This is a genomic window from Pseudomonas sp. AIG, from assembly GCF_977020205.1.
Window position 1 is genome coordinate 63,078 of the sequence record NZ_CDROCK010000032.1, and the last position, 20,115, is coordinate 83,192.

The 20,115-nt window shown below is 58.6% G+C and carries 20 protein-coding genes; 7 read left to right on the forward strand and 13 right to left on the reverse strand.

Features of this window, described 5'->3' with window-relative positions; genetic code table 11:
• Positions 1 to 13 precede the first annotated feature (13 nt).
• The 5 genes from ACWR1S_RS18725 to ACWR1S_RS18745 are packed head-to-tail and all read right to left on the reverse strand — an operon-like array spanning position 14 to position 4,486.
• A complete protein-coding gene (locus ACWR1S_RS18725; protein WP_454564525.1) occupies positions 14 to 499 on the reverse strand; it encodes an aromatic-ring-hydroxylating dioxygenase subunit beta in 486 nt (161 codons plus the stop codon).
• Positions 480 to 1,751 carry a Rieske 2Fe-2S domain-containing protein gene (locus tag ACWR1S_RS18730; RefSeq protein WP_454564526.1) on the reverse strand — a complete coding sequence of 424 codons (1,272 nt, stop codon included), beginning with the start codon at positions 1,749 to 1,751 and terminating at the stop codon, positions 480 to 482. Before ACWR1S_RS18730 ends, ACWR1S_RS18725 begins: the two co-directional genes overlap by 20 nt.
• Positions 1,752 to 1,792: 41 nt before the next feature.
• Positions 1,793 to 2,725, reverse strand: coding sequence for a flavin reductase family protein (locus tag ACWR1S_RS18735; RefSeq protein WP_454564527.1), 933 nt, complete (start codon positions 2,723 to 2,725; stop codon positions 1,793 to 1,795).
• Positions 2,722 to 3,138 carry a DUF4440 domain-containing protein gene (locus ACWR1S_RS18740; protein WP_454564528.1) on the reverse strand — a complete coding sequence of 139 codons (417 nt, stop codon included), beginning with the start codon at positions 3,136 to 3,138 and terminating at the stop codon, positions 2,722 to 2,724. Before ACWR1S_RS18740 ends, ACWR1S_RS18735 begins: the two co-directional genes overlap by 4 nt.
• Positions 3,119 to 4,486 carry an MFS transporter gene (locus ACWR1S_RS18745; protein ID WP_007916707.1) on the reverse strand — a complete coding sequence of 456 codons (1,368 nt, stop codon included), beginning with the start codon at positions 4,484 to 4,486 and terminating at the stop codon, positions 3,119 to 3,121. The genes ACWR1S_RS18740 and ACWR1S_RS18745 overlap by 20 nt, the downstream gene beginning before the upstream one ends.
• A 105-nt stretch (positions 4,487 to 4,591) precedes the next feature.
• On the opposite strand from ACWR1S_RS18745, the gene ACWR1S_RS18750 reads away from it, so the two are divergent.
• Positions 4,592 to 5,479, forward strand: a complete 888-nt coding sequence (locus tag ACWR1S_RS18750) for a LysR family transcriptional regulator (protein WP_454564529.1) — start codon at positions 4,592 to 4,594, stop codon at positions 5,477 to 5,479.
• A gap of 252 nt (positions 5,480 to 5,731) precedes the next feature.
• Here the strand turns inward: ACWR1S_RS18750 and glpD are convergent, their stop codons facing one another.
• The 4 genes from glpD to ACWR1S_RS18770 form a co-directional block, all read right to left on the reverse strand.
• Positions 5,732 to 7,267 (reverse strand): glycerol-3-phosphate dehydrogenase, encoded by a 1,536-nt coding sequence (glpD, locus tag ACWR1S_RS18755; protein WP_454564530.1) that lies wholly within the window; start codon positions 7,265 to 7,267, stop codon positions 5,732 to 5,734.
• A 245-nt stretch (positions 7,268 to 7,512) separates the two neighbouring features.
• Complete coding sequence (locus ACWR1S_RS18760) at positions 7,513 to 8,268, reverse strand: DeoR/GlpR family transcriptional regulator (protein ID WP_007916700.1); 756 nt, start codon at positions 8,266 to 8,268, stop codon at positions 7,513 to 7,515.
• A gap of 95 nt (positions 8,269 to 8,363) precedes the next feature.
• On the reverse strand, positions 8,364 to 9,866 hold the full coding sequence (glpK, locus tag ACWR1S_RS18765; protein ID WP_454564531.1) for a glycerol kinase GlpK: 1,503 nt from the start codon (positions 9,864 to 9,866) through the stop codon (positions 8,364 to 8,366).
• A gap of 77 nt (positions 9,867 to 9,943) precedes the next feature.
• Positions 9,944 to 10,795, reverse strand: coding sequence for an MIP/aquaporin family protein (locus ACWR1S_RS18770; protein WP_454564532.1), 852 nt, complete (start codon positions 10,793 to 10,795; stop codon positions 9,944 to 9,946).
• Positions 10,796 to 11,157: 362 nt separating this feature from the next.
• On the opposite strand from ACWR1S_RS18770, the gene ybaK reads away from it, so the two are divergent.
• Both ybaK and ACWR1S_RS18780 read left to right on the forward strand, forming a co-directional pair.
• Positions 11,158 to 11,628 carry a Cys-tRNA(Pro) deacylase gene (ybaK, locus tag ACWR1S_RS18775; RefSeq protein WP_454564533.1) on the forward strand — a complete coding sequence of 157 codons (471 nt, stop codon included), beginning with the start codon at positions 11,158 to 11,160 and terminating at the stop codon, positions 11,626 to 11,628.
• A 95-nt stretch (positions 11,629 to 11,723) separates the two neighbouring features.
• On the forward strand, positions 11,724 to 12,506 hold the full coding sequence (locus tag ACWR1S_RS18780) for a PhzF family phenazine biosynthesis protein (protein WP_454564534.1): 783 nt from the start codon (positions 11,724 to 11,726) through the stop codon (positions 12,504 to 12,506).
• A 119-nt stretch (positions 12,507 to 12,625) separates the two neighbouring features.
• Here ACWR1S_RS18780 and ACWR1S_RS18785 read toward each other — a convergent pair whose 3' ends face one another.
• Together ACWR1S_RS18785 and argF are read right to left on the reverse strand one after the other, a co-directional pair.
• On the reverse strand, positions 12,626 to 13,735 hold the full coding sequence (locus ACWR1S_RS18785) for an ABC transporter ATP-binding protein (RefSeq protein WP_454564535.1): 1,110 nt from the start codon (positions 13,733 to 13,735) through the stop codon (positions 12,626 to 12,628).
• Complete coding sequence (argF, locus tag ACWR1S_RS18790) at positions 13,732 to 14,652, reverse strand: ornithine carbamoyltransferase (RefSeq protein ID WP_454564536.1); 921 nt, start codon at positions 14,650 to 14,652, stop codon at positions 13,732 to 13,734. The genes ACWR1S_RS18785 and argF overlap by 4 nt, the downstream gene beginning before the upstream one ends.
• Positions 14,653 to 15,056: 404 nt before the next feature.
• Here argF and ACWR1S_RS18795 point away from each other — a divergent pair, with 404 nt between their 5' ends.
• The 3 genes from ACWR1S_RS18795 (at position 15,057) to grxD (ending at position 18,026) form a co-directional block, all read left to right on the forward strand.
• Entirely contained in the window at positions 15,057 to 15,347 is a 291-nt protein-coding gene (locus ACWR1S_RS18795) for a hypothetical protein (protein WP_454564537.1), read from the forward strand.
• Positions 15,348 to 15,481: 134 nt separating this feature from the next.
• Positions 15,482 to 17,587 (forward strand): molybdopterin oxidoreductase family protein, encoded by a 2,106-nt coding sequence (locus ACWR1S_RS18800; protein ID WP_454564538.1) that lies wholly within the window; start codon positions 15,482 to 15,484, stop codon positions 17,585 to 17,587.
• Between the two features lie 97 nt (positions 17,588 to 17,684).
• A complete protein-coding gene (grxD, locus tag ACWR1S_RS18805) occupies positions 17,685 to 18,026 on the forward strand; it encodes a Grx4 family monothiol glutaredoxin (protein ID WP_042560740.1) in 342 nt (113 codons plus the stop codon).
• A 188-nt stretch (positions 18,027 to 18,214) separates the two neighbouring features.
• Here grxD and bfr read toward each other — a convergent pair whose 3' ends face one another.
• Complete coding sequence (gene bfr / locus ACWR1S_RS18810) at positions 18,215 to 18,688, reverse strand: bacterioferritin (RefSeq protein WP_016986653.1); 474 nt, start codon at positions 18,686 to 18,688, stop codon at positions 18,215 to 18,217.
• A 201-nt stretch (positions 18,689 to 18,889) separates the two neighbouring features.
• Positions 18,890 to 19,108 carry a bacterioferritin-associated ferredoxin gene (locus tag ACWR1S_RS18815; RefSeq protein WP_003227725.1) on the reverse strand — a complete coding sequence of 73 codons (219 nt, stop codon included), beginning with the start codon at positions 19,106 to 19,108 and terminating at the stop codon, positions 18,890 to 18,892.
• A 314-nt stretch (positions 19,109 to 19,422) separates the two neighbouring features.
• Here ACWR1S_RS18815 and ACWR1S_RS18820 point away from each other — a divergent pair, with 314 nt between their 5' ends.
• The gene (locus ACWR1S_RS18820; protein ID WP_003227723.1) at positions 19,423 to 20,025 is read left to right on the forward strand and encodes a peroxiredoxin; all 603 of its coding nucleotides are present in this window, start codon (positions 19,423 to 19,425) and stop codon (positions 20,023 to 20,025) included.
• Positions 20,026 to 20,115: the final 90 nt, after the last annotated feature.

The window sequence follows — 20,115 nt, forward strand, 5'->3', positions numbered from 1 at the left end:
AATTCTCGATCGATCAGATAATGAGCTGCAGGCTTTCAAGGGCGCGTGCGGGGTTGAGCAAGAGGATCTTCTTGCCGTGAATCTTCCACGTGCCATCGATGTTGATCAGTTGATGTTCGACGGTCACCGGGTAGTGCCATTCGCTGTCGCCGCGCGCCTCGCAATAGAGCATGTTGGAGCTGGCGAGCGCGCTGAACGAGGCGGCGTCGAGCGTGATGCGCGGGCGCTGGGCAATGTGCAGGCTGCGGCTCTTGGGCTGCTGGGAGAAGTTGCGCGCATTGGCCAGGCGGTTGATCCGCAGCGTGGTCAGAAAACGGTCTTCGTACACCAGCGATGACTCGTGCAACGGGCTGACCTGCTCACGGGTCATGGGAATCCAGTAGTGGTAGTCATCGCTGAGCAGCTGTTGCCAGGCGTCGAAATCCTGCTGGTCGAGCAAGTGCAGTTCGGTTTCGATCAGTTGCTCGATGGCGTGGTGATTAGATTGATCGTGTTGCATGGTCGTCCCGCATCAAGTGCTGCCAACTGTTATAGAAATTACGCATGGCCATTTCACTGGTGCCGGACACCACTTGGGTCTGCGCATAGGATTCGTTCGGGCTGAACAGGCGGGCGACGTTGACCCATTCGTTGGCGTCGCTGCCCAGGCCCTCCATGGCCCGTTCGTACATTTCCACGTCGTCGTGGGCGACCATCGAGCACGGCGAGTTGATCAGGTTGTTGTACTGCACAGTCCTTTCCAGCAACTGCACGGGGGCGCCTTGCAGTTCGAAGATCCACGACTCAACGATGGTTTCGCGGGCGCTGATCGGTTTGATCACGCGCAAGGTCTGGATCGGTCCCTTGACCATCAGGTTGGGGAAATACACGGTGTTGTGGCGGGTGTCGTCGAGGATCGCCCGGGCCTGCTCTTCACCGTAGCTTTCGACCATCAAGTCCCAGTAACCGGGGATGTCGGTGTACGCCTTGTGAATCGAATTACTGACCCCGGTGTGTCCGTGGCCATTGGGCCAGACCCGAATGCCCATGCCGGCGAAAAACTCGTAGGAGGCCATGAACGGCGAGAACAGTTCGACGGCCATCGGTGGCTTGCCCTGAGCGCCGGTTTCCTGCCACAGGCGTATGGCTTCGCCGGCCGAAGACTCGTGGGCGATCATCGGGTGGCAGGTGTCGGTCTGGTTGTCGACGACCATTTTCCAGTTGCAGCGATGGCGGTGCAGCAGTGGCTGGCCGATCACTTTCAGCTGGCCTTGCGGCGAGCGCATGACCATGTTGTCCAGCGTCGACAGCGACTCACCGAAAAACGCCTCGAAGCCGATGCCTTCTTCGCTCAGGCGCACGAACACGAAGCCACGATAGTTGTGCACCGCAGTCACCGGGCGCATGCCTTTGTGCGCAGAACAACTGCTGAGGTCGCAGTCGTCGTATTCCTTTTTCACTGGAATGCTCAGCAGCTCGCCGTCCGTCTTGAACGTCCACGCGTGGTACGGGCAACGCATGAAGCGGCCGACATTGCCGCGCGCTTCGGCCAGCACTTTCACGCCTTTGTGCGGGCAGCGGTTGTGCAGCACGACGATGGCGCCGTTCTTCTGCCGAACCATCGCCAGCGGCTGTTGCGCGAGGGTGGTGGTGAAGTAGTCGCCGGTCTCGGGGATCAGGCTGTCATGACCCAGGTAACACCAGCTCGCGGCGAACACGCGCTGCTGTTCCTGTTCGAAAAGCGCCTGATCAAGGAACAGAGATTTATGCACTTCTCTGCCATTGAAATAGTTGTCCAACGGGGTGTCCTCTTTCAGATCGCCAGTTTCAGGCGCGGGCTTTTGGCACGGGAGACGCAGGGGTAGATTCGCGCACTGCACGCCGCTTCCTGTTCGCTCATGATGAAATCGCGGTGATCGACTTCGCCTTCGAGTACGTCCAGCGCACAGACGCCGCATTCACCACGACGGCAGTCGTACAGCGGATCGAGTCCGGCCGCCTCCAAGGCTTCGAGCAACGACTGTTGCGGGCCGACATTGACGCTGACGCCGGAGTCGGCCGCCTCGATGACAAAGCCTTGCGCGGCGTCATCGCGGGCCACGTTGAACACTTCCAGATGGATCTGCTCACGCGCCAGGCCAACGCTTTCGGCGTGGCTGAGCACGGCGCTGAGCATCGCCGCCGGCCCGCAGACATACAGACGGTCATCGGCGCGGAGGTCGGCAAGCACCTCGCTGATTGCCGGGCGACTGCCGGAGAAGTGCAGTTGCAGGCGTTCTTGCAACTGGGCTTGCAGGTGCCGGGCGTAGACCGCGTCGTCGGCGCTCTTGGCGAAGTAATGCAGGTGCGCCGGGCGGTTCAACGCGTCGAGGTGGCGCAGGATGCCGGTCAGCGGCGTGATGCCGATGCCGCCGGCAATCGCGATATCACGTCCGCTGTCCGCGTCGAGCGGGTAGTTGAAGGTATTCAGCGGGCCTTCAAGTTCCACACTGTCATTGACGGCCAAGGTGCGGATGTACTGGCTGCTGGCGGAGTCCGGCGAGAGACGGATGGCGAAGGTGAACTGGCCATCCGCAACCTCGTTCACATGCACCGTCGAGTAATGCCGACAATCCTCCAGCCCCGGAATCAGCCATTTGAAGTGCGCACCGGCATGCGTCATGTCCGACAAGGAGGCCGGACCGCTGACGGTGACTTCCTTGATCGACGTCGAGAGCATCCGGCAGTGGGTGACGGTGTATTTCATGCAGGCTTTTCCTGGCTGAGCGGTGTTTCGTGCAGGTACAACCACTGGACGTCATGGTGCTGGACGCGCAGGATCGCCAGCGAAATACGCGAGGTTTCGCTCTGATTCAGGCGATGGGTTTCCTTGTAGCGCAGGGCCACGGTCGAGCCTTCGTGCCAGACCGTGTGCAGGTCGCTGATCAGGATCTCCAGACCTTTGCGGGCTCCGATGGCACCGCTGAACAGTTGCTCGACTTGTGCCCGACCGACCACGGCGGCCGACGTGGTGACCATGCTGAAGTGCTCGGCGAACACGTCCATCAGCGGCGCGATGGCCTCTGCGCCGGCACCGTCGGCATCGGTGAAGACGCGGTGAATCAGTTCGTGCACGTGGTGAATACTGTGTTGCGCTCGTTCAACCAGGTTGTTGTTCATGGCATTCCTTTGGAGGGTTCAATTGACTCATCTGAAACAGCGGGAACAGCCCGACCAGTGCCGCAATCGCGAAGGTCGCGTGATAGGCCTGTGTGGTGTCGAACTGCTTGAGCAGCACATTGAAGATCATCAGAAACAACGCGGCACCGAGGCTGAACGACATCTGCCGATTGATGTTCCAGATCACGCTGGCCTTGTGCGTATCGCCGCCGGCAAAGTCCATCAACGAGGTGGTTTGCGCGGTGTTGGCGCCGATGCCGCCACCAATGCCCATCAGGCTGTAGGCGATGACGATCACCCACAGGTCCGTCGGCGCATTGACCAGCATCAGCGTGGCGATGCCGGCGCTGTGCAGCAGCATGCCGAGGGTGAACAGGCGTTTCGCGCCGACGCGGTTGTAGACCCGGCCGCAAATCGTCATCGCAATAAACGCGCCGATGGCGTAGAGGATCATGAACATCCCGGTCAGCCGGGCACTGAAGTGCAGGGTGTTCTGCAGGAAGAAAATGCTCATCAGGTTGACCCCGGTGAACACCCCGGGAATCGCGTAATAGATGAAGATCGAGGTGCTGAGTTTTTTGCTTTTGAGCAGGCTCAATTCGATGATCGCGTTGCTGCAGCGGCGGTAGTGCCGCAGGTACAGCACGATGAACAGCAAGCCCGCCGCGACACAGCTCAACGCGGCCAGCGCCGGGTAGTCGCCACCGTACAGCGACATGCCCATCAGCAGGCTGGCGAGTGCGGCGCTGACCAGTAGCAGGCCTTTGATGTCCGGGCGCGGCAGATCGGTCGGTTTGCTTTCCTTGATCCAGAACCATGACAGCCCGGCCGCGATCAACGAGAACGGAATGTTGCTGTAGAACACCCAGCGCCATGAACTGCTGTCGACGATGATGCCGCCGACTGTCGGCGAAATGGCCGGGGCAATCAGCGCGACGGCCATCACCAGTGTGGATATCTTGGCCCGCTGCTCGCCCTGAAACAGATTGAAGGTCAGCGCCTGACCGACCGGAATCAGCAGCCCGCCACCGACGCCCTGCACGAACCGCCAGATCACCAGTTCATGAAAGCTGTCGGCCATGCCGCACATCCACACAGAGCCGGTGAACACCAGCATCGACGCGGTGAGAATCTCGCGGCTGCCAAAACGCCCGGCCAGCCAGGTGCTGACCGGAATAATCAGGGTCAGGCCCAGAATATAAGCATTGGCGACCCACGCCACCGATGAAGTACTGACCTGTAAAGTTGCCGATATACTCGGCAATGCCACAGCCGACATAAATATGTTTATGCAGTCAATAAAAAAGCCGATCAGAAAGATCAGCGCAATCTTATAGCGATAGTTCATGTTGTATCCCCTTTGCCGCGCAGCATAGGGGCGATGGACTTGAAGTGTCGATACGACTATGCTTAAAACTATGTTTGACAGGATTTAACAGTGAGCCATAGCGCCATGCATTCTCATCTTAATCGGGTTCAGACGTTCCTCGCGGTGGTGGATTTTGGTTCTTATACCAAAGCTGCAAACTATCTGAGTATCAGCAAAGCCATGGCCAGCCTGCATGTCAAGGCGCTGGAAGAGGTTTTGTCGGCGACGCTGTTGATCCGCAATACCCGCAATATATCGCTGACCGAAATAGGTCAGGAGTTTTATGAAGAGTTCAAGGGTATTGTCGCGGACATCGATAATGCCTTTGATAATGTCCTTAAAGGTAATAATCGGGTGTCCGGAAAGTTACGGATTAGTTCAACCAGTGAATACGGTGAAAAGTATATTTTGCCGTTGATTCCGCTGTTCTCCGAGCGGTATCCGGAAATTCGCCTGTGCTACAACTTCAACTCTTCGTTGAATGATCTGGTGGCGGAAAAGCTTGATCTGGTGATTCGCCTGGGCAACTTGGCGGATTCGGCATTCAAGAGTCGCAAGTTGGCCGATTATGAAATCGTGCTGGTGGCCACCGAGGTATTTCTCGCCCGGCATCCGGTGCGTGAGCCGCAAGACTTGAACAGTGTGCCGTGGATCGCCAACAGCAATTTGCAGGCGCCGACCCAGTGGACATTGCGCCATGGGCCAGGGCAGGGTGTTGAGGTCGGTGGCACCAGCTACTTCGAATCGAACTCGTCGACGGCCATTCGCTCGATGACATTGTCTTCGCTGGGCGTGTCGGTTCTGCCTGCCTGGGTGGTGGCAGATGACATCGCCGCCGGGCGTCTGGTGCGCTTGCTGCCGGAGTATTCGCTGCCTTCGCAGTCGATCAATGTGGTATTTCCCAACACCCCGCATCTGCCGCACAAGTCGCGGGCGTTCATTGATTTTCTGTTGTTGCACCTGGCGCAGTGATGCCGGCCCAAAAGCCCTCACCCTAGCCCTCTCCCGGAGGGAGAGGGGACTGACCGCGTCGTCCTTGCGAGTGATGCCGGCCTGAAATATCAAGTCGAACTGAGGATTGGAAAATCCCCGGATCTGCTCCCTTTCCCCCTCGCCCCCCTGGGGGGGAGAGGGCTGGGGTGAGGGGGCTGGATTTCATTGACACAAAAAAAAGCCCCTGAATCTCACCATTCAGGGGCTTTCGTTTAAGCGGCGATCCGAAGATCAGGCCGCTTCGATCTTGCGGTTCTGTTCAACCTTGCCCAGATAAGCCGCCAGTTTTTCCTGCTCCGCCGGGGTGGTGAACAAGCCCAGTTTGCTGCGGCGCCACAGGATGTCGTGCGCCGTGGTCGCCCACTCTTCGCTGCACAGGTAATCAACCTCACGGGTGTAAAGCCCGCCACCCAGGTGTTCGCCCATGTCGGCCAGGGTTTCCACGCCTTCGAGCATGCGCCAGGTGCGGCTGCCGTAAGTGGTGGACCAGCGACGAGCGATCTCCGTCGGCACGAAGTCGAACTTGTCGCGAATCAGCGCGCTCAAGGCTTGCGGCGTGGTCATGTCTTCGCCGCCGGGCAGGGTGGCGGTGGCGGTCCAGCTCGGGCGCATCTGGGTGAAGAATGGCAGCAACTGCGCCATCGCCGACTCGGCGAGTTTGCGGTAGGTGGTCAGCTTGCCACCGAACACCGACAGCAGTGGCGCTTCTTCGCTGTTGCCAGACAGGGCCAGGGTGTAATCGCGGGTGACCGCCGACGGGTTATCGGATTCGTCGTTGCACAGTGGACGTACACCCGAGTAGCTGTGCTGGATGTCGTCGCGGCTGATCTGCTGCTTGAAGTGCGCATTGACCACTTTCAGCAGGTAATCAGTTTCGCCTTCGGTGATTGCCACCTTCGCCGGATCACCGGTGTATTCCCGGTCGGTGGTGCCGATCAGGGTGAAGTGGTTCAGGTACGGAATGGTGAAAACGATGCGCTGATCTTCGTTTTGCAGGATGTGCGCGTGATCACCTTCGTACAGTTTCGGCACGATGATGTGGCTGCCCTGAATCAGACGGATGCCGTACGGCGATTCCATCTTCAGATCGTCACGAATGAATTTGGCAACCCATGGGCCGGCGGCGTTCACCAGCGCTTTGGCAGTGATCGAAAACAGGCTGCCGTCGGCACGTTCCAGGTTCAGGTGCCATAGGCCTTTGGCGCGGCGGGCGCTGACGCAGCGCGTCTGGGTGTGCACGTGAGCGCCTTTTTCCCGGGCGGCCATGGCGTTGAGTACCACGAGGCGGGCGTCGTCGACCCAGCAGTCAGAGTATTCGAAGCCTTTCTTGATTTCGCTTTTCAGCGCGCTGTCGGCGCCGAACTTCAGGCTTTTCGAACCTGGCAGTTTTTCGCGCTTGCCGAGATTGTCATACAGGAACAGGCCAGCACGGATCATCCACGCCGGGCGCAGGTGCGGACGGTGCGGCAGCACGAAACGCATTGGTTTGACGATGTGCGGCGCCTTGGCCAGCAGCACTTCGCGCTCGGCCAACGCTTCACGCACCAGACGGAACTCGTAATGTTCGAGGTAGCGCAGGCCACCGTGGATCAGCTTGCTGCTGGCCGACGAGGTGTGGCTGGCCAGATCGTCCTTTTCGCAAAGGAACACCGAAAGCCCGCGACCGGCGGCATCCGCTGCGATCCCCACGCCATTGATCCCGCCACCGATAACGGCGATGTCGTAGATCTCGGAGAGAGGGGGCGTACGCAAGGTAGAGGTGGACATCGGCTGGCCTCGGGTTTTTTTGATTTTCTATATTGGAAATCGAACATGAATGTTCATTTGCGAAAATGGTAGCCCATAAACACGCGCGCAGCCAGCTGCATTCGATTGAAAAAACTCATCGAAGGATGGGTAAAGGAAAATATTCGAACATTAAAAGCAAAAGATCGCAGCCTGCGGCAGCTCCTACATGGGGTCACTTCACCTGTAGGAGCTGCCGAAGGCTGCGATCTTTTGATCTTGGGGGGTTAAACGACTTCCAGGCGAATCTTGTGCTGACTCAACAACTGCGCCAACGCCGGCACTGGCTGCTGATCGGTCACCAGACAATCAATCAGACTGATCGGCCCTAACCGGATCATCGCGTTACGGCCGAACTTGCTCGAATCCGCCGCCAGAATCACCTGTCGCGCATTGGCAATGATCGCCTGCGAAACCCGCACTTCCTGATAATCAAAGTCGAGCAAACTGCCGTCTTCATCAATACCGCTAATCCCGACCAGGGCGAAATCAACCTTGAACTGATTGATGAAATCCACGCTCGCCTGACCGACAACACCGCCATCACGACGCACATTGCCGCCGGTCAGCAGCACATCGAAATCATCCTTGGCACTGAGCATCGACGCCACGTGCAGATTGTTGGTGATGATCTTCAGGTGATTGTGATTGAGCAGAGCGCGGGCAATCGATTCGGTCGTCGTGCCGATATTGATGAACAGCGAGGCGTGATCGGGAATCTGCGCGGCGATCGCTTCACCGATGCGTTGTTTTTCATCGCGCATCTGATCGGCGCGCATCGCATAGGCAGTGTTTTCGACGCTGGAATCATAGGCAGCGCCGCCATGATAACGGCGGAGCAGATTGGCTTCCGCGAGCTGATTGATGTCGCGGCGGATGGTTTGCGGGGTAACAACGAACAGCGTGGCCATTTCCTCGATGCTCACATAGCCGCGTTCGCGGACCAGCTCGAGGATTTGCTGCTGACGGGGAGGCAGATTCATGGGGCTTCCTTTGGGCTGCCGTGCAAAATTTGCCCATGATGCCGCAGGAATCCGCTCCCTACCAGTTAGTTACCTGTCAGTCTCTGCAGGTTGGCTTATTCAGCGTCTTCACGCGCCCAGTCACGGGTGCGGCTGACGGCTTTTTTCCAGCCTTTGTACAGCTTCTCTTTCTCCACTTCGTCCAGGCTCGGTTCGAACTCGCGCTCGATCACCGCTTTACCGCGCAGTTCGTCCAGGCTGCCCCAGAAACCGCACGCCAGACCGGCCAGGTACGCCGCGCCAAGCGCCGTGGTTTCGCGCATTTGCGGGCGCTCGACCTGCGTGCCGAGGATGTCGGCCTGGAACTGCATGAGGAAGTTGTTCGCCACCGCACCGCCGTCCACACGCAGGGCCTTGAGGCGTTCGCCGGAGTCCTGTTGCATGGCGTCGAGCACGTCGCGGGTCTGGTAGGCGATCGATTCCAGCGCAGCGCGGATGATGTGATCCACACGTACGCCGCGGGTCAGGCCGAACAGCGCGCCACGGGCATACGGGTCCCAGTACGGAGCGCCTAAACCTGTGAATGCCGGTACCAGGTACACGCCGTTGCTGTCCTTCACTTTACTGGCGAAGTATTCGGTGTCGTGGGCGTCGTTGATGATCTTCAGTTCATCGCGCAGCCACTGTACGGTCGAACCGCCGTTGAACACCGCACCTTCCAGCGCGTAAGCAACTTCGCCACGCGGGCCGCAAGCGATGGTGGTGAGCATGCCGTGCTGGGATTTCACCGCTTTGTCGCCGGTGTTCATCAGCAGGAAGCAGCCGGTGCCGTAGGTGTTTTTTGCCTGGCCTGGCTCCACGCACATCTGGCCGAACAGCGCCGCTTGCTGGTCGCCGGCAATACCGCCGATGGCGATGCCGCTCTTGGTGCGACCGTAGATTTCCGAAGAGGCTTTGACTTCCGGGAGCATCTCGCGCGGGATGTCGAGGATCTCGAGCATCTTCGAATCCCACTCCAGCGAGTGGATGTTGAAGAGCATGGTGCGCGAGGCGTTGGTGTAGTCGGTGACGTGCACCTTGCCGCCAGTGAATTTCCAGATCAGCCAGCTATCGACGGTGCCGAACAGCAGTTCGCCGTTGCGCGCACGTTCGCGGCTGCCTTCGACGTTGTCGAGGATCCACTTCAGTTTGGTGCCGGAGAAGTACGGGTCGGTGACCAGGCCGGTGTTGTCGCGAATGTACTCTTCGTGGCCGTCACGCTTGAGCTGCTGGCAGATCTCGGTGCTGCGGCGGCACTGCCAGACGATAGCGTTGTACACCGGGCGACCGGTGGTCTTGTCCCAGACCACGGTGGTTTCACGCTGGTTGGTGATGCCGATGGCAGCGACCTGATCGTGGTGCAGACCGGCTTGTGCCAGGGCCTCAACCATCACTGCGCTCTGGGTGGCGAAGATTTCCATCGGATCGTGTTCGACCCAACCGGCCTGCGGGTAATGCTGAGCGAATTCGCGCTGCGCGGTGCAGACCACGTTCGCGTCGCGGTCGAAAATGATCGCGCGGGAGCTGGTCGTACCCTGATCGAGGGCAATGATGTAGTTCTTATTCTGAATGTCGGTCATGTCGATTGCCTTGGACGAAATAAGGGAGAGTGGGCCGTGGCGCAGGCTCTATTGGGCAGGAGCCCGCGCCGACTGTTTCAAGAAGTTCTTGGTTTGCCGTCAATGGCCGGTTCTGCATCCTTTGTAGCAGGTGTGGCGCCGGTCAGGTGACGGGCGATGAGCCCGCGATACCCGGCAGCGCCGAGGCAGGCACCGACAATCGGTGCAAAAATCGGAATCAGGAAGTACGGAATATCGCGGCCGCCAGTGAAGGAAATTTCACCCCAGCCGGCGAAGAAAGTCATCAGTTTCGGACCGAAGTCACGCGCCGGGTTCATCGCGAAACCGGTCAGCGGGCCCATCGAGCTACCGATCACGGCAATCAGCAAACCGATCAGCAGCGGCGCCAGCGGGCCTTTCGGCAGGCCGTTGTTGTCGTCGGTCAGCGACATGATCACGCCCATCAGGATCGCGGTGATGATCATCTCGACCAGGAACGCCTGGGCGGTCGACAGCACCGGGTTCGGGAAGGTCGAGAACACCGAGGCCAACTCAAGGCTGGCTGCCGAACCGCGAACCATTTGGTGAGTTTGTTCGTAATCGAAGAAAAGATTGCTGTACAGCGTGTAAACCAGCAACGCTCCGCAGAAGGCACCGGCGATCTGCGACAGAATATAGAACGGCAGTTTGCGCTTCTCGAAGTCGGCGAAGATCGCCAGCGCGATGCTTACGGCCGGGTTCAGGTGTGCCCCGGAAACCCCGGCAGTGAGGTAGATCGCCATGCTCACGCCGACGCCCCAGATGATGCTGATTTCCCACAGGCCGAAGCTGGCGCCCGCGACTTTGAGCGCGGCGACACAACCAGTGCCGAAAAAGATCAGTAGTGCAGTACCCAGAAACTCGGCCATGCATTGGCTCGAAAGCGTTGGTTGCTGTAAAGCAGTTGTCATTGAAAACCTCGGTTTTTGTTGTTGTCTGGCGTCTTGCCGATAGGGCAGGGCGCGATTTTCCCCGGTCAGGAATCCCCATTCCTTTCCCGGTTTACTGCTGGGTGCTGCGATGATGATAATTCTTACATTATTCAGATTCGAAAAAATATAGACAAGAAACAAACCTGTCAAAGGTCGAAAGTGAACCATCGGTCACAATAAAACTATTCGCTGTGTGAATGATCCTGTGGCATCGACGCGCAAGGGGGCTTCCGCGATGTCTGCAAGCCACGGGAATCGCGGCTTGGGATAGAGCCTTTTGGTGGCTGATCACCTAGAATCCGACGCAGTATTTTTCTGTCACTGCCGAGCCTGGAGTTGCCATGACCCCTGCGTTGGACTTGTTGAAAAAAGTTCGTGCCGAACATCGCGTGCACAGTTACGAACATGACCCAAAGGCCGCATCCTTTGGGCTGGAGGCCGCAGAGAAATTGGCACTTGAGCCGGCACAGGTGTTTAAAACCCTGCTCGCGGCCAGCGAAAAAGGTGAATTACTGGTGGCGGTGGTGCCGGTCGTCGGAAGCCTTGACCTCAAGGGCCTGGCGCATGCCGCGGGGGTGAAAAAAGTCGAGATGGCTGACCCGGCAGCAGCTCAGCGTTCCACCGGCTACCTGTTGGGCGGCATCAGCCCGCTGGGGCAGAAAAAGCGCCTGCGCACCTTCATCGATAACTCGGCTCAGGGTTTTGCGACTATTTATGTCAGCGCCGGTCGGCGTGGCCTGGAAGTCGAATTGGCGCCGGCCGTACTCGCCGAACACACTCAGGCAAAATTTGCCGACATTGGCCGCGCGTAACCGTTATCGCTGTATGTAGAAAATTGGCCGGTTCTGTCACTGGCGCTCAGCGCCTTGTGGTTGCATGCTCTGGTGACTGACTTAGGGAGAAGGTTATGCAGCTCGAGTTTCATCAGGTCGACGCGTTCAGTGATCGGCCGTTCAGTGGCAATCCGGCAATGATTTACCGGTTGGATGCCTGGCTCGCGGATGAGCTGATGCAAAACATCGCCGCCGAACACAATCTGGCGGAAACCGCGTTTCTGGTGCGCGAAGGTCAGGCCTGGCATATCCGCTGGTTTACCCCGACTACTGAAGTACCGTTGTGCGGGCACGCGACGCTGGCCAGTGCTTATGTGCTGTTCGAGATCTACAAGGAAACCGCCGAGCGTATCGACTTCACCTGTAAATCCGGCCCGCTGAGTGTCACTCGGGAAGGTGATCGGTTGTGGCTGGATTTCCCGTCGATCGTGCCGTCAGAGATTGGTGTGACGCTGGACGTCGAACGAGCATTGGGCGTTGAAGCCGTTGATGTGCTCGGCTCAAACGAACTGTTTGTGGTGCTGGAGTCGGAGCAAGCCGTGCTTGATTGCAAGCCGGACATGGTTGCACTGGCCAAGCTGCCCTGGCTGGGCGCGATTGTCACGGCGCGGGGCAATCAGCACGATTTCGTCTCGCGCTATTTTGCACCGGCGATTGGCATTAATGAGGACCCGGTGACCGGCTCGACGCATTGCAGTCTGATCCCGTATTGGTCGAAGCGACTGGGCAAATCGAGTCTGACGGCGTGCCAGCGCTCGGCGCGGGGTGGGGAGTTGTTCTGTCGGCTGGAAGGAGAACGGGTGAAAATCGGCGGTAATGCGACGCTGGTTGCCAGCGGCACATTGTTGTTGGGCTAGCCCAAAAACACCTGTGGGAGCGAGCCTGCTCGCGAATGCGGTCGGTCAGTCAAATCATCTGTGACTGATACATTGCATTCGCGAGCAGGCTCGCTCCCACCGTTTTGATCCGGGCCGGATCAGAGCGCGGCGCTGTAGCGGCGGACGCCGTTTTCCACTGCCGGGATTTGTGCGGCGGTGCTGCCCGATGCCTGGAACAGTACGAGGTGTTCAGCGGCAACACGAATCCCGACTTCCGCGCCAACCTGATGATCCGCATGACTCGGGAAAATCGACTCCAACTGCGCCCCCGTAGGCAACTGCAGGCGATACAGCGTCGAAGCACCAAGGAAGGTTTTACCAACAATCCGCGCTTTCAACGCACTGTCCGGCGCATAAACAATGTCATCCGGGCGCAGCAACACATCCACCGCGCCGCCAATCGGCCAGGTGTAAGCCCGGTTGCCACGCAGTTCACCCAGTTCGGTCTGCACCGATTCCGGGCTGCCGAGCTGGCCGCGAATGAAGTAACCCTGACCGATGAAACTGGCCACAAACGGCGTGGCCGGTTCGTGATACAGGTTGTATGGCGTGTCCCACTGCTCCAGCCGACCTTCCTTGAACACGCCAACGTGATCGCTGACGGCGAAGGCTTCTTCCTGGTCGTGGGTCACCAGAATCGCACTGGTGCCACGGGCCTTGAGAATGTCGCGCACCTCATGACTGAGCTTGCGGCGCAGCTCGCCATCGAGGTTGGAGAACGGCTCATCGAGCAGCAGCAATTGCGGCTCCGGCGCCAACGCGCGGGCGAGGGCGACGCGCTGTTGCTGGCCGCCGGACAACTCATGCGGGAAGCGCTTGCCGAGGTTTTTCAGGTTGACCAGTTCCAGCAGTTCTTCGGTGACGCGCTGTTTGTTCGGGTGCTTGCGAATACCGAAGGCGATGTTGTCGGCAACGCTCAGGTGCGGGAACAGCGCGTAGTCCTGGAACACCATGCCGATCCGGCGCTTCTCCGGCGCCAGAGTGAAACCGGCGCTGGAAATGGTCTCGCCACCGAGGGTGATTTCACCTTCGTGCACCGGCTCGAAACCGGCGATGGCGCGCAGAGTGGTGGTCTTGCCGCAGCCGGACGAGCCGAGCAGGCAGCCGATGTCACCGGCGTTGAGGTGCAGATTGAGGTTCTGCACCACACGTTGATCTTGATAACCGCAAGCGAGGTTGCGCAGGTTCAGCAGTAATTCATGGCTCATGCGTGGTGATATGCCGGTTCGACGAGGAACTCGAGCAGGGCCTTCTGTGCGTGGAGACGGTTTTCTGCCTGATCCCAGGCGACGGAGCGCGGGTCATCAAGCAGGTCGAGGCTGATTTCTTCGCCACGGTGCGCAGGCAGACAATGCATGAACAACACGTCCTCGGCAGCGAGGTCGAGCAGGGCACGGTTGACCTGGAACGGGGCGAACAGCTTGAGGCGCTTGGCAGTTTCCTCTTCCTGGCCCATCGAAGTCCAGACATCGGTGCTCACCAGATGCGCGCCACGTACGGCGTCTTGCGGATCGCGAACGATGGTCACGCGATCACCGGCCTTGGCGACGAACTCGGGGTTGGGCTCGTAGCCTTCCGGGCAAGCGATACGCAACTGGAAGTCGAACTGCAGCGCCGCTTCTATATAACTGTTGCACATGTTGTTGCCGTCGCCGATCCAGGCCACGGTTTTGCCTTGAATCGAACCGCGATGCTCAAGGAACGTCTGCATGTCGGCCAGCAACTGGCACGGGTGCAGGTCATCGGACAGGCCGTTGATCACCGGCACGCGCGAGTTGGCAGCGAATTCGGTCAGGGTGCTGTGGGCAAAGGTACGGATCATCACCGCATCGAGCATGCTCGACATGACGATGGCGCAATCGCCGATCGGCTCGCCACGGCCCAGTTGGGTGTCGCGCGGCGACAGGAAGATCGCCTGGCCGCCGAGCTGGATCATGCCGGCCTCGAACGAGATTCGGGTGCGGGTCGAGGATTTCTCGAAGATCATGCCCAGCACGCGGTTTTTCAGAGGCTCGAACAGTACGCCGCGGTTACGCAGGTCCTTGAGCTCAACGCCTCGACGGATCACGCTGACCAGCTCTTCGGGCGTGCAATCCATCAGGGAGAGAAAGTGCCTTGCGCTCATCATTGACTACCTTTTTGCTACAAACCGCAGATGCTCAAAGCCTTGTTTATCGGAACAACGGGCGAGACCTGCGGCGTAAGCCGCACGGGGCGACGAAATAGGGGAAGGCGCGATATTGACACTAAATGTCGCGTTTTTCCAATAGGCTACGGTTTTTGCGAGAATCGAAGGGCACAGCGGATGTTGCAGTCGCGTATTTGCAGCCGGGTTCAGGACTGCAGCGAGTCCCTTTGTACACTGGCCTCGCAGGCCTTGGCAATGCGGCGTGGCGGGGATCGGGTCGGCTGGGTCGGTTTACGACCGTGGCGCCATGCCATCACTTGGTCGGATGCTCGGGCTGAAACATTTGCTAAAGCAAAGTGCTGGGTTATAAATAAGTTTCGAGCGACGCAGGAAGCCTCCGCATGGAATCGAAAGAAAAACTGTTAATGGAATTGCTGGGCCACACGGCTCGCTCCCTGACCCATCTCACCGCGTCGGTCACCTCAATGTCTTTCGAACTGCTGCGCAGCGAAGACGAAGTGGTCAAATCCGCCGGTCGCCACATGATTGATCGCATGGCCACCATCAGTGCCGGGCTCGACGAGCATTGGCGGCTCATCGGCGAAATCACCGGCGTACACGTCGCCCATGAGCAGATCGAAACCATCCAGGAAATTCAGCTGGCCGCGCCGCCGCAGTTGCCGTCGAACTGATCATGGCGGTTTATCGGCTCGCCTGATAACCGTCGATTCACAAGACGAACGTCGCTGGCGCCGGGCCTGCGTCGGGGCCATAGTTTTGTTCCCGCGGGCGTGATTGCCCGCCCAGAACAAGACAGAGACTGGCCATGACCAAGACTCTCCATCACCGTGCCTGCCATCTGTGTGAAGCCATTTGCGGGCTGACCATCGAAACCACTGAAACGGATGGCAACGTCGCGATCACTTCAATCAAGGGTGACGCGCTCGACACGTTTAGTCGTGGACACATCTGCCCCAAGGCTGTGGCCCTGCAAGACATCCAGAACGATCCGGATCGCCTGCGCCAGCCAATGCGCCGTGTGGGCAGCGAATGGTTGCCGATCGAGTGGGACGAAGCGTTTGCGCTGGTCGCCGAGCGCCTCGCGGCGATTCAGGAGCGTCACGGCCAGAACGCGGTGGCGGTCTATCAAGGCAATCCGAGCGTGCACAACTACGGGCTGATGACCCACAGCAATTACTTCCTCGGTTTGTTGAAGACGCGCAATCGCTTCTCGGCGACCTCGGTCGATCAGTTACCACATCACCTGAGCAGCTATCTGATGTACGGCCACGGCTTGTTGCTGCCGATTCCGGACATCGATCACACTGACTTCATGCTGATCCTCGGCGGCAATCCGCTGGCCTCCAACGGCAGCATCATGACCGTGCCGGATGTCGAAAAACGCTTGAAGGCGATTCAGGCGCGCGGCGGCAAAGTGGTCGTGGTCGATCCACGCCGCAGCGAGACGGCAGCCATGGCTGATCAGCATTTGTTCGTGCGCCCCGGGGGCGACGCGGCGTTGTTGTTTGGCGTGCTCAATACGTTGTTCAGCGAAGGGCTGACCCGCGACAGTCACTTGCCGATCGATGGTCTGGACGACGTACGCGCGGAGGTGGCGTCGTTTACGGCTGAGGCGATGAGTCCGTTGTGCGCCGTGCCTGCCGAACAGATCCGCCAACTGGCACGTGACTTCGCTGCGGCGCCGAGTGCGGTTTGCTATGGGCGCATGGGTGTTTCAACCCAAGCCTTTGGCACCTTGTGCCATTGGGTCGTGCAATTGATCAATCTGGTGACCGGCAACCTCGACCGGGTCGGCGGCGCGTTGTGCACCGAGCCGGCGGTGGATCTGGTGGCCTCGACCTCGGGCGGGCATTTCAACAAGTGGCAGAGCCGTGTCTCGGGTCGTCCTGAATACGGCGGTGAGTTGCCGGTCTCGGCGCTGGCCGAAGAGGTGCTCACCGAAGGCGAGGGGCAGATCCGTGCGCTGATCACCGTCGCCGGTAACCCGGTGTTGTCGACCCCGAACGGGCGGCAACTGGAGCAGGCGCTGGACGGCCTGGAGTTCATGGTCAGCATTGACCTGTACATCAATGAAACCACGCGCTATGCCGACCTGATCCTGCCGTCGACCTCGGCGTTGGAGAATGATCACTACGACACCACCTTTAATCTGTTCGCGGTGCGCAACGTGACCCGCTTCAACCGCGCGATCCTCGCCAAACCCGAGGGCGCGTTGCATGACTGGGAGATCTTTGTGGGCCTCGCCAAGGCGTTTGCCGAGAAGACCGGCAAGGAGCTGAAGCCGACAATGGCGCCTTCGAAGATGATCGACATGGGCCTGCGCATGGGCCTGTACGGTGATGCGTCCGAGCAGAAGCTGTCATTGGCGACGTTGTTCGATCATCCGCACGGAATTGATCTGGGGGCGCTGAAAGCGAATCTGGCGTCGCGGCTGAAAACGCCGAATCAGCGAGTGCAGGCCGCTCCGCCGGAAATCCTCGCTGACCTCGCACGCTTCGCTGCGCTGCGGGCGCCAGCCGCCGACGAGCTGCTGATGATTGGTCGCCGCCATGTGCGCAGCAATAATTCGTGGATGCACAACTATCACCGTCTGGTGAAGGGCAAGCCACGTCACCAATTGTTGATGCACCCGGATGACCTCGCCAGCCGTGGCCTCAATGATGGTCAACGGGTGCGTGTCAGTTCGCGGGTCGGGCAGATCGAAGTGGAAGTGCTTGGCAGCCTCGACATGATGAAAGGCGTGGTCAGCCTGCCGCACGGATGGGGCCATGCGCGCCCCGGCGTGCAGATGGCGATTGCCAGCGGTCAGCCGGGGTCGAGTGCCAATGACCTGACGGATGAATGCCAGCTCGACGAGTTGTCCGGCAACGCTGCACTTAATGGTGTGCCGGTGACGGTGGCGGCGGCGTGATCTAGTCTGTCGGGGAGACCAAGCATGGCGCTCGGGATTCCGTTACAATGCGCCACCGTGCCGACCCATGAGTCGGAAAGTTCAGCCGAGGTGCTCCATGGATATCATCGAAACGATTAAAGAGCAGATTGCCAACAACACCATTCTGCTTTACATGAAAGGTTCGCCGAATGCCCCGCAGTGTGGCTTCTCCGCGAAAGCTGCGCAGGCTGTCATGGCGTGTGGCGAAAAATTTGCGTACGTGGACATCCTGCAGAACCCGGAAATCCGCGCCAACCTGCCGAAGTACGCCAACTGGCCGACTTTCCCACAACTGTGGGTCGGCGGTGAACTGGTCGGCGGTAGCGACATCATGACCGAGATGTCTGCAGACGGTTCGCTGCAAAGCACCATCAAGGCGGCTGTTGAAGCGGCTGCTGCGAACAAGTCCGAAGCCTGATAAGGCTGGGTTTCACCCGACACCTCCTGCTTGTGTAGGAGCTGTCGAGTGAAACGAGGCTGCGATCTTTTGATCTTCAGCCAATAAAAAGCCCCGCACCTCGAAAGAGGGCGGGGCTTTTTAGTGCGTTCGAAAAGTTACTGCAAGTTGCCGGTGCAATCTGAAAAGATCGCGGCCTTCGGCAGCGCTTACTCTTCGCCCATCTGCGATTGCAGATAGTTCTCAAGACCGACTTTATCGATCAGACCCAGCTGGGTTTCCAGCCAGTCGATATGTTCTTCTTCGGATTCGAGAATGTCTTCAAGCAGTTCACGGCTGCCGAAGTCGCCAACGGTTTCGCAGTGTGCGATCGCGGTCTTCAGGTCAGCGTGGCCGGTCTTCTCGATACGCAGGTCGCACTCCAGCATTTCCTGGGTGTGCTCGCCGATGTGCAGCTTACCCAAATCCTGCACGTTCGGCAGGCCTTCGAGGAACAGGATGCGCTTGATCAGCTTGTCCGCGTGCTTCATCTCGTCGATGGATTCTTTGTATTCGTGCTTGCCGAGCTTGTTCAGACCCCAATCTTCGTACATGCGCGCATGCAGGAAGTACTGATTGATCGCGACCAGTTCATTGGCAAGGATCTTGTTGAGATGCTGGATGACTGTAATGTCGCCTTTCATGATCGGAGTCCTGCCCTGTAATAGCTGTATATACGGCGGAGTTTGAGCTTCGTACTTATAAGTGTCAAACCTAAGTTATTGAATAATATATGAAAATTAATCGGAATAAGAATGTTTGTGTTCCGCGTCTAGACGCTAAGCAATTGATTTTCAGGCATAAAAAAACCGGACATAAGTCCGGTTCTTTGAAATGGGGGGGAGTTACGCGGCAGTAAATTCTACCGGATAAGGGATCGCGGCCTGGGCGGTTTGCAGCTTGGTCAGGGTTTCGCGGACCACTTCCTTGGCAAGGCAGGCACATTTGCCGCATTGGCTGGCGACGCCGGTGGCCTGGCGGACTTCTTTATAGCTGCAGCAACCTTCATAGATCGCTTCGCGGATCTGTCCGTCGGTGACGCCAGTGCAGAGACAAACATACATAAGTGAGAACCGTCGCTGGTTGTGACTCAATTGCGATGGATCTTAATGTTAACGAGAATGATTGTCAAAGTGCTTTCGGAACGCTTCAGCTGATAAACAGCCATGACTGACGAACGGTATTTGCTGGCGATTTGCCTGGCCCCGTAAATGCAGCGCCGTTCTGCGCCTGCTTTAAAAAACCGTTAAGGACAGGCCAAATTCGCAGTGTATGATGGTCGGCCCTTGCGAAGGGGGTTCGTGTCACAGGGCTGTCGCCTGAGGGTGGCAGGCTGGCCCGGACCCTGAACTTCAAGTTTTTACACCAGGAGATATCAATGAGCGTACTCGTAGGCAAACAAGCCCCTGACTTCACCGTCCCGGCCGTACTCGGCAATGGCGAGATCGTTGACAGCTTCACCCTGTCCTCGGCCATCAAAGGCAAATACGGCCTGGTGTTCTTCTACCCACTGGACTTCACCTTCGTCTGCCCGTCCGAGCTGATCGCTCTGGACAACCGCATGGCTGACTTCAAGGCACGCAACGTTGAAGTGATCGCTGTGTCGATCGATTCGCACTTCACTCACAACGCATGGCGCAACACCCCAGTGAACAATGGCGGCATCGGTCAGGTGAAATACACCATGGCTGCCGACATGAAGCACGACATCGCCAAGGCCTACGACGTTGAATCCGAAGGCGGCGTAGCGTTCCGTGGCGCGTTCCTGATCGACGACAAAGGCGTTGTCCGTTCGCAGATCATCAACGACCTGCCGCTGGGCCGTAACATGGAAGAGCTGATCCGTCTGGTCGACGCTCTGCAATTCCACGAAGAGCACGGCGAAGTCTGCCCTGCCAACTGGAAAAAAGGCGACAAAGGCATGAACGCTTCGCCAGAAGGCGTTGCTGCCTACCTGACCGAGAACGCTGCTGCCCTGTAAGGCGCAACGTCGAGGTACAAAAAACCGGCCCACGTGGCTAATGCCAGTCAGTTAAGCTGACTGGCATTTTTATTTTTGATCGGATACTTG